This is a genomic window from Photobacterium sanguinicancri, from assembly GCF_002265265.1.
In the GTDB taxonomy this organism is placed as follows: Bacteria; Pseudomonadota; Gammaproteobacteria; order Enterobacterales; family Vibrionaceae; genus Photobacterium; species Photobacterium sanguinicancri.
Window position 1 is genome coordinate 1 of sequence record NZ_NOIF01000195.1, and the last position, 9,323, is coordinate 9,323.

7 protein-coding genes and 1 pseudogene are annotated in these 9,323 nt (G+C 41.7%); 4 read left to right on the plus strand and 4 right to left on the minus strand.

Annotated elements, in window-relative coordinates; all coding sequences use genetic code 11:
* Positions 1–397: 397 nt before the first annotated feature.
* Positions 398–1,441, minus strand: coding sequence for an IS110 family RNA-guided transposase (locus ASV53_RS20545; protein ID WP_094958471.1), 1,044 nt, complete (start codon positions 1,439–1,441; stop codon positions 398–400).
* Between the two features lie 597 nt (positions 1,442–2,038).
* Positions 2,039–2,236, minus strand: a complete 198-nt coding sequence (locus ASV53_RS20550; RefSeq protein ID WP_094958472.1) for a hypothetical protein — start codon at positions 2,234–2,236, stop codon at positions 2,039–2,041.
* Positions 2,237–2,311: 75 nt separating this feature from the next.
* On the opposite strand from ASV53_RS20550, the gene ASV53_RS20555 reads away from it, so the two are divergent.
* Together ASV53_RS20555 and ASV53_RS25265 are read left to right on the plus strand one after the other, a co-directional pair.
* Positions 2,312–2,665, plus strand: a complete 354-nt coding sequence (locus ASV53_RS20555; protein WP_094958473.1) for a hypothetical protein — start codon at positions 2,312–2,314, stop codon at positions 2,663–2,665.
* 389 nt (positions 2,666–3,054) lie between these two features.
* A complete protein-coding gene (locus tag ASV53_RS25265; protein WP_141226285.1) occupies positions 3,055–3,225 on the plus strand; it encodes an ATP-binding cassette domain-containing protein in 171 nt (56 codons plus the stop codon).
* Between the two features lie 931 nt (positions 3,226–4,156).
* On the opposite strand, the pseudogene ASV53_RS20560 reads toward ASV53_RS25265, so the two are convergent.
* Together ASV53_RS20560 and ASV53_RS20570 are read right to left on the minus strand one after the other, a co-directional pair.
* Positions 4,157–4,654 (minus strand): annotated as a pseudogene (locus tag ASV53_RS20560) (IS110 family transposase); the annotation flags it as partial.
* 924 nt (positions 4,655–5,578) lie between these two features.
* A complete protein-coding gene (locus ASV53_RS20570; protein ID WP_094958474.1) occupies positions 5,579–6,829 on the minus strand; it encodes a site-specific DNA-methyltransferase in 1,251 nt (416 codons plus the stop codon).
* Positions 6,830–6,900: 71 nt separating this feature from the next.
* Here ASV53_RS20570 and ASV53_RS20575 point away from each other — a divergent pair, with 71 nt between their 5' ends.
* Positions 6,901–7,563 (plus strand): KpnI family restriction enzyme N-terminal domain-containing protein, encoded by a 663-nt coding sequence (locus ASV53_RS20575; protein ID WP_094958475.1) that lies wholly within the window; start codon positions 6,901–6,903, stop codon positions 7,561–7,563.
* A gap of 131 nt (positions 7,564–7,694) precedes the next feature.
* Positions 7,695–8,291 carry a hypothetical protein gene (locus tag ASV53_RS20580; protein WP_094958476.1) on the plus strand — a complete coding sequence of 199 codons (597 nt, stop codon included), beginning with the start codon at positions 7,695–7,697 and terminating at the stop codon, positions 8,289–8,291.
* Positions 8,292–9,323 lie beyond the last annotated feature (1,032 nt).

The window sequence follows — 9,323 nt, forward strand, 5'->3', positions numbered from 1 at the left end:
GCGTCCTCTTCGTTAGTCAGAATGGCCTTCAAGTCACGCTTGCGGCAAACACATATTGAGGATCTCTTACGCAGTCTCAACTGCTGCCTGTTTAGTTGCATTCCATTGCGGTGAAACAGGGTCGCTAGACATTTATCGGTTAACCCACATCTGGCACTATTCAAAGGGTGATGGTTACGTCATTCGTACCAGTTAGTTTCAGGCTCAGTGCGGGTGCAAACGTTCTTGTTAATCGTATTAAGGCACGTCAGTGAAAGGGCTAATCAAAGCATCGTGCTCTGGTTTATTGGTACACGCGTCAGTTGTAAGGTCATGGCCTTATCTCATGGTTTAATGACAGCGATTCGTACTCGACCATATTGGCACAGTTAGACGATGAGCCTCTTTCACTGCGTGACTAACGCTTCATAAATTGATCTTCATTGAATAGTGTTTTGTTCCTTAACATGAAGTAAACACATCGCCCTAATTTGTGAGCGAGTACAGATAGGGCTTTCGACTTTGGCATTCTGCGTTGAAGCTTGGCTAAATAGCGTTGGGCATCATCATTACCTCGAAGATAAAGTACGCAAGCTTCAGAGAACGCCCATTTAAGATGAGCATTTCCAATTTTGGCACCTGAAGTACCATAGATTTTACCTGCTGATTCAGCTTTGCATTTGACTAGGCGAGAGTAAGAGGCAAACTTCTGTACTGAATCAAAGCGTTGGATGTCACCGATTTCATAGAGAATGGTGAGGGCGAGTATTTTACCGACCCCTTTGATAGATTTGAGTAAATGGTATTCACGATAGAAGTGTTTGATGGCATGGTTTTCCACCTGTTTTTCTATCTGTCGAAGTTCTTTATCGTAATGTTCAACGAGGTTTAAATCGAGATTGATATTAGCTTGAACGTATTTATCGTCAAAGGTCTCGCGTAGCGCTTCTCGTGCCTGGCTATAGCGAAGATTGGTTCCATGGGCGGGTAAGTTATATTGACTCAAAGTGTTACTGACGTGTGCTTTGAGCATTGCGCCATGACGGATGATTTTCATTCGGCGACGTAATAAGTCACGTGTAGCACGCATTGATTTAGGGTAATGATAGGCGACAGGGAATGTACCACCACGAAGTAGTTTGGCAATTTTAAATGAATCAATTTTGTCGGTTTTAGCTTTACCGCCGTGAATCGCTTTCATGTACAAAGCATGTCCGAGAATAAAGTCGACCGCATTGTCTTCACACCAGTCGGCTACCCAATACCAACAATGCATACATTCAACGCCGACAATAATATTTCCGATATAGGGTTCAAGAATTCTCATTAAATGTTCAGGTGAGGCTTTAATCTCTTGATGGATACATATTTCACCATCATGGTTGATGATGCAGACATATAAAGAACGGGCATGGAGATCTATCCCGCAGTAATAAGGGTGGTTCTTCGTATAAAATTGCATATGAGTCTTCTCCGTTTTTTGGTTTAGTCGCCTTCCAGCATACTCCTTTGGGGTATGTTGTCGGAGAAGGCTCAATAAGTATCAAAGGCATCAAGGTGACGCTTTACACTTGGCGGTTTTGGTTTGAAGTTCAGTAGGCTTGGTAAGTTCAGTGTTAGCGCACCTTATGCCAAGCGTTACCCGACTTGGTTGAGTTCTTTTTGTGTACTTAACTCCGCTGTAGCTGTGAGTTGGTCAATTCCAGATAAATTCGTATGCAGTAAGAATCGTTCATCGTTTATAGCGGCTTCTCGTTTTTCAACGTCTCAATGACTTGCGTGAATGTTCACTGGTCACCGCGCCAACTTCTTTACTTGGTTTTCACCATGATTCGGCCGTGGCGGTTGGTGCTCCGTGTACTCAACAGTTCTTGAATTTCTCAGCTATTGTTGCATCATCATCGAGGAATGCCGTTTTCAATATTGTGGTCGGTTCGTTGGTAGGGAAGTGGTTACATTTTGGTGGTTGCCGTAAACAATTAAATTGTAGGCGATGTTCGCGGCTTTAGTTTGGGCTGCCTTTAAATCAATATTCGCGCAAGATTTTGGTTCATCTTTTCTAGGTAAACCATAGTGTTAACTTCGTCGTAGCCGCTATTTTGTGGGTAAACGCGCAGTAATTACCTTGGTTATAGTTTTGAATTTGTCTGCCTTGAGTTGGGTGTTTGTCGCGCTTAATAAGCGCCGTTTTTAATTGCATTTCATCATGGCAGGCAAGCTGCTTCACCCAAGTCGAACGGCCGGGTAACAATGGCATTAATGTGACGCCTGACACTCGGCGGTTTTGGTTTGAAGTGTATTTGGTTTAGTAAGTTCAGCGTTGGCGCACCTTATGCCAAGGCGTTACCCGTCTTGGTTGAGTTCTTTTTGTGTACTTAACTCCGCAGTCGCTGTGTGTTGGTCAATTCCAGATAAATTCGCATGCAGTAAGAATCGCTCGTCGTTTGTAGCGGCTTCTTATTTTAAACGTCTCAATGACTTGCGTGAATGTTCGCTGATAACCGCGCCAACTTCTGTACTTTGTATTAACCATGGTTCGGCCGTGGCGGTTGATGCCCAGCGTACTCACTTGTTCTTAAATTTCTCATCCATTGCCTCGCCATTTTCGAGGATGGCCGCTTTCAATAGTGTGGTCGGTGCGTTGGTAGGGAAGTGGTTACATTTTGGTGGTAGCCGTAAAAAGTAGAATTGTGGGTGATGTTCGCGGCTTTGGTTTTGGCTGCGTTGTTATCAATTTTATCGCAAATGTAAGGTGTGGCTTCACTAGGTAAACCATAGTGCTAACTTCATCGTTGCCGCTATTTTGTGGGTAAACGCGCAGTAATTTTCGTGGTTATAGTTTTGAATTTATCTGCCTTGAGTTGGTGTTTGTCGCGCTGAATCAGCGCAGTTTTCAATTGCATTTCATCATGGCAGGCAAGCTGCTTTAGCCAAGTCAAACGGCCGGGTAACAAAGGCATTAAGGTGACGCTTAACACTCGGCGGTTTTGGTTTGAAGTGTATTTGGTTTTGTAAGTTCAGCGTTGGCGCACCTTATGCCAAGGCGTTAGCACTATCGAAACTTACGGAGTTCTCATGGAACCAATTGTTCAAAAGTTTAGTATAACTAGTCTGTTTGGCTGTCAGGATGTTTCCTTATCTATTATCGACAAGGAACTAGTTCTGATAGGAGAGAATGGAAGCGGTAAAACGACAGTAATGAATATGTTTTACCATATGTTAAAAGGAAGTATGAAAGTGAATTAGATAACTTTCGGTCTAATAATTTGAACCCTTTGTATTTTTGGTTTACCTCAACCGAAGGAAAAAAGGGGCAGGAGCTATCTCAGGCTTGGAATAAAGCTGAGGACATCCCAGCGGATCTAACAAATACTTTTCTAAATGCTTTATCTTCAACGTACATCAAGTCTGATGTAATAACACCAGAGCCGAAGTTGTCTAGTGTTCCAAAGGTATATAATGCAATCCCTGCGAAACCTCTACTTTCAAATGTTGTAGAGAGAAATATACCTCAACTATGTGAAAAATATCGTTTAGATCCATTAGGTATTCGTAATGATAAGAATATGAGGCATGTGTGCTTAGACTGTGGTACTGATAACTCGGAATACCGTAAGTCAGAAAAAGAAGCATACAAATTGGTTTCTCAATTTGTGCCATCACGTTATTCAAAATCTGCTGAAGGCTTCCATCGTTGTTGTAATTGTGGTTCAAAATGGTACATAAACTATTGTTGGAGCTGTCACACTGGTAGGGTTGACGATCGTGATCCAAAGACTCCTCACTGTAAAGAATGCTCGTGGTGTAAGTGTGATAAATGCTCTTCTTGTTCATACTATGGTTGCAAAACTAATGAGTACTCGAAAGACAATAAATATGCTGATAGTCAACATATTGAGCTTTAGTGAAATTTGCATATAACACATATGAGCCTTCGGGCGTCAAGCGGCAAAGTGGATCCTATCGACCGCGTAAGCGGTCGACTAAAAGTCGATTAACAAGTGCGTCCTCTTCGTTAGTCAGAATGGCCTTCAAGTCACGCTTGCGGCAAACACATATTGAGGATCTCTTACGCAGTCTCAACTGCTGCCTGTTTAGTTGCATTCCATTGCGGTGAAACAGGGTCGCTAGACATTTATCGGTTAACCCACATCTGGCACTTTCAAATCTGACTATAGCGAAGATTGGTTCCATGGGCGGGTAAGTTATATTGACTCAAAGTGTTACTGACGTGTGCTTTGAGCATTGCGCCATGACGGATAATTTTCATTCGGCGACGTAATAAGTCACGTTAGCACGCATTGATTTAGGGTAATGATAGGCGACAGGGAATGTACCACCACGAAGTAGTTTGGCAATTTTAAAGGAATCAATTTTGTCGGTTTTAGCTTTACCGCCGTGAATCGCTTTCATGTACAAAGCATGTCCGAGAATAAAGTCGACCGCATTGTCTTCGCACCAGTCGGCTACCCAATACCAACAATGCATACATTTCAACGCCGACAATAATATTTCCGATATAGGGTTCAAGAATTCTCATTAAATGTTCAGGTGAGGCTTTAATCTCTTGATGGATACATATTTCACCATCATGGTTGATGATGCAGACATATAAAGAACGGGCATGGAGATCTATCCCGCAGTAATAAGGGTGGTTCTTCGTATAGAATTGCATATGAGTCTTCTCCGTTTTTTGGTTTAGTCGCCTTCCAGCATACTCCTTTGGGGCATGTTGTCGGAGAAGGCTCAATAAGTATCAAAGCAATCAAAGTGACGCATTACACTCGGCGGTTTTGGTAGGAAGTTCGGTGCGCTTGGTAAGTTTATCGTGGCGCACCTTATTGCAGGCGTTACCCGACTAGGTTCAGTTCTTTTTGTGTACTTAACTCCGCTGTCGCTGTGAGTTGCTCAATTCCAGATAAATTCGTATGCAGTAAGAATCGCTCGTCGTTTGTAGCGGCTTCTTATTTTTAAACGTCTCAATGACTTGCGTGAATATTCGCTGGTCACCGCGCCAACTTCTGTAGTTGGTTTAACTATGGTTCGGCCGTGGCGGTTGATGCTCTGCGTACTCCCAGTTCTTAAATTTCTCAGCTATTGCAGTACCATCATCGAGGAATACCGCTTTCAATATTGTGGTCGGTGCGCAGGCAGGGAAGTGGTTACATTTTGGTGGTTGCCGTAAACAGTAGAATTGTGGGTGATGTTCGCGGCTTTGGTTTTGGCTGCGTTGTTATCAATTTCATTGCAAATGTAAGGTGCGGCTTCACTAGGTAAACCATAGTGCTAACTTCATCGTAGCCGCTATTTTGTGGATAAACGCGCAGTAATTTTCGTGGTTATAGGTTTGAATTTGTCTGCTTTGAGTTGAGTGTTTGTCGCGCTTAATCAGCGTCTTTTTTAATTGCATTTCATCATGGCAGGCAAGCTGCTTCACCCAAGTCGAATGGCCGGGTAACAAAGGCATTAATGTGACGCCTGACACTCGGCGGTTTTGGTTTGAAGTGTATTTGGTTTTGTAAGTTTAGCGTTGGCGCACCTTATGCCAAGGCGTTACATTTTCAAAGCCTCTGGGTGGCAGAGGCATATTTCTGAGAAATTAAGAAACTACTTCCGAGTGGAATGAGAAGTCGTTATATTTTTCTTCCAACCACTTTAATCTAAATTCAGTTATGTCTGAAATTGTTCTAAAGCCTTGTTTATATGCAGTGTGACTTTTAGCTATAGGCTGTTCTTGTTCGACCAAAATCACTTTACGCTTGCCTCCATCTTTTTGATTTAGGTTGAAAGCTGCATGTGCGGTGGTGCCTGTACCAGCAAAAAAGTCAATAATCAGTGCATCCTTATGAGTATGACTAATTATTAAATCTTCAATTAGTTCAAGTGGCTTGGGCGTTTCAAAAACTTTTGTACCATAAATATCTTTAATTTGGTTCGTAGCTCTTTCGGTAAGATATCTGTTATCTACCCATAGACTACGAGGTTTAACTCTTTTGTCTGCTGTGTGGTAATTTTTCACATAGATAACACCATTCTTACTGGCAGTTAATTTCCACGATTCTTTAGTTGCTTTTTCTTTGCCCCACAACCACCTACGCTCAATACCTTTACTATCAAGAGGGTATGATACCTTTAAAAGGTTATCTGGGTTTTCAGTAAAAACATTACCATCGTTATCGTAATAAAGAGGGTAGTACATGTTAGGTCTATCCTCTCTAAGGCTTGCGTCACCTTTCTTTCTAAATAGACCATTTACTTTATATTTACCATGTTCATCTTCCTTGTCATATGAGGACAAGTCGCTCTCTACAAAACCGACTACTTTTGCTTTAGAGCTTTTACCATATACAACAATGTACTCATGGTTAGTCGCAATGCTATCTTTACTACCTTTACCATTACGACTTCGACATACAGCTATACATGCAATAAAGTTACTTTCACCAAATATTTGATCTAGTAATATTCTTAGGTAAGGCTGTTCATAATCATCGATGCTGATTGCGACAATTCCTGAGTCTTTGAGTAGGCTATGGAGATGCACCAATCTAGGAGTCATAAACTGCATCCACTCTGCATGACTACCCCAAGTAATATGGTTATCTGAAACTCTACTGTCATCATAGATAAACTTACTTTTAGTGTTGTAAGGAGGGTCTATGTAACAGAAGTCAATACTGTTTTTTAAACAGCTCTCCAATTTTCTAAGAACAAGTTCATTATCTCCTTTATAGAGAATATCTGTAGGGCCGGATCTTGGCTGTACTTTTCTATCAGATTCAAATAATGAGGTCTGGGTGTCGATGTTTAACAATAAACTTTGACTTATCTTGTTGATATTCTTGTTCATAATTGGTTTCATGCGTTCAGATTTTTAAACGATAGCACAAAATCGTTTTTCACTGAAGTTAAGGAGCCAAGATGTCTGGTCGCGAGCAGTATGAAACAGGAAAAGTTAGCACAACTTATGAGCAGAAAAGTATCAAAAAGCGTATTGAGGCATTTTTGATTGATAATGTAGGTAAGATTGTTACTAGAGAAATGATCATTCAGGTGTCAAAAGACCCCAAAACGGGTAAAGAACCTGAAAATTGGCATCAGCGACTTTCAGAGTTACGAACAGATGATGGTTACACTATATTGTCCAAGCGAGATCGTGCTTTTTTATCTGTAGAAGAGTATGTTCTGGAATCCCTTGAAAAACGAAAAACCGCAGGTAAGCGGGTTTTACCTACTAAAGCAACATGGTCGACTATTCTCGAAAGGGCAAATAATTGCTGTGAGTGGCGTGACGGTGGTGAAATCTGTGGTTTAAGCAATGGCAGCATTGATCCAATTGGTGGTGGAACGGTTAAGCTTACCCCTGACCATATGCAGCCGCACTCCATTAACCCTAATGCTGACCCCGAATCACCAGAACAGTGGCAAGCATTATGCGGCCGACATCAAGTCATCAAGAAGAATTTTTGGGATTCAAGCTCAGGCAAGATGAATACAATAGCAATTTTGCAAGCGTTGCCTCATAAAGAAAAAGAAGCAGCATTAATGTTCCTACTGAAATATTTCGGCAAAGATTTAGCTTAATCGCAAGAAAATGTAACAAGGCAATCAAGGTGATGCGTTACACTCGGCGGTTTTGGTATGAAGTTCGGTGTGTTTTGTTGGTTCAGTGGGGCACACCTTATTGCGGGTGTTAAATTGCAAAAGGAGTTTCAATGTCTATTTCAAGATTACATAACGATACAGTTTCTTTGTTGAAGAAAAATGGTGAGAGTGAAGAAAATATTAAGGCAAACGTTACATCCGAAATGATTTTTATTACTGATTCTGGCATCTTGATTGAATCTGGAGACTTATTACAACGAAAAATGAGTAATGGGGGGATTGAAACTTATGAGGTTATTGACCCCGGTTTTCATGAAGCATTCGGTAGAAATATTCCTGCACACTATCAAATTAAACATAAGAATCTAGGGCTACCTGAAGCGGAAAAAGCCATACAACAAATCACGTACAATATTTCAGGTAATAACGCTAGGGTTAACAATCACTCTGTAGATAATTCAACTAATGTTGTACAGACTGAACCTGCTGTTATTGAACATATTCAAGCGTTACGCCAAGAAATCAAACGAGTTATTGAATCAGATGTTGCACAAAAAGATGCATTAGAAATAGTTGATGCAATTGAGGGGCAATTTGAATCAGCTAAACCAAGCAAAGCTGTGATTAGCTCACTTATATCAGCATTGCCACATGCTGGTAGCATTGCTTCAATTGGTTCATTCTTAGTTTCAGTTCTTGGTGGTTGATAGCAATTTAACAAAGCAATCAAGGTGATGCGTTACACTCGGCGGTTTTGGTATGGAGTTCAGTGTGCTTTGCTGGTTCGGTGGGGCACACCTTATTGCAGGCGTTATGCATTCAGAGCTGATTTAGGTGTGTTTCGTAACAGCATCGCGCATTTCCATGTTTCTCCGGCCATTCGTCCAATTGAAAGGCTGCCATTAAGTATTGAGGAATACGCGTTGGTAGTAACTCTGTTTTCTCTGACTTCCACTCTTCCTGCTTTCGTTTAATAGCTGTTTGTTTCCCTGTTTCAGAACCGATGTTTCCTTTAGCAATTGGTATCGTCGCATTTGCAGCCAATCAAGTATGCCAGCCGGGATATGTGAAAGTATAGCTAGCTCAAAGTCGGGAGTAGACATCGTAAATATGACAGATCGATATTGTTGAATGTTCATCGCTGGAACATCATGAGCGAACAGATTCACGGCCAAATTATGACAGCGTTTGCGGACGGGAATGCATAACAAAAGTATCAAGGTGACGCATTACACTCGGCATTTTTGGTATGGAATTCAGCGGGTTTGGTGAGTTCATCGTGGCGCACCTTATCCTAGGCGTTACATGCTTTGTTTTTAACGGTTTTTATTTCGTCGGGCTTCAGTGGTTTCCATCCGTTGTGGCAATGCAGAAAGAATCGTTCATAGTCTATGCGGTTTTGGCATCGAGGTTTCCCAATTTCTTTGGTCTAAATGGCATTGTTATGCCCAAGTTATGGAAGCCGCATTATTGAGTTCCGAGACGGCGTATTGTGATTTTTATGGTTACTAAATCGCTGTACTCACTTTCTCAATCAGGCTTTTTATCTGCTGATATTCTTGTGTTACGGTTATATTCGGCTCTGCTATTGTTGTTTGATTTCCGGTTGCCTCGGTGGGGCGGCCAAGCCGCATTGAATTAAGCACTAGCATGTAACACATATGAGCCTTCGGGCGTCAAGCGGCAAAGTGGATCCTATCGACCGCGTTAGCGGTCGACTAAAAGTCGATTAACAAGCG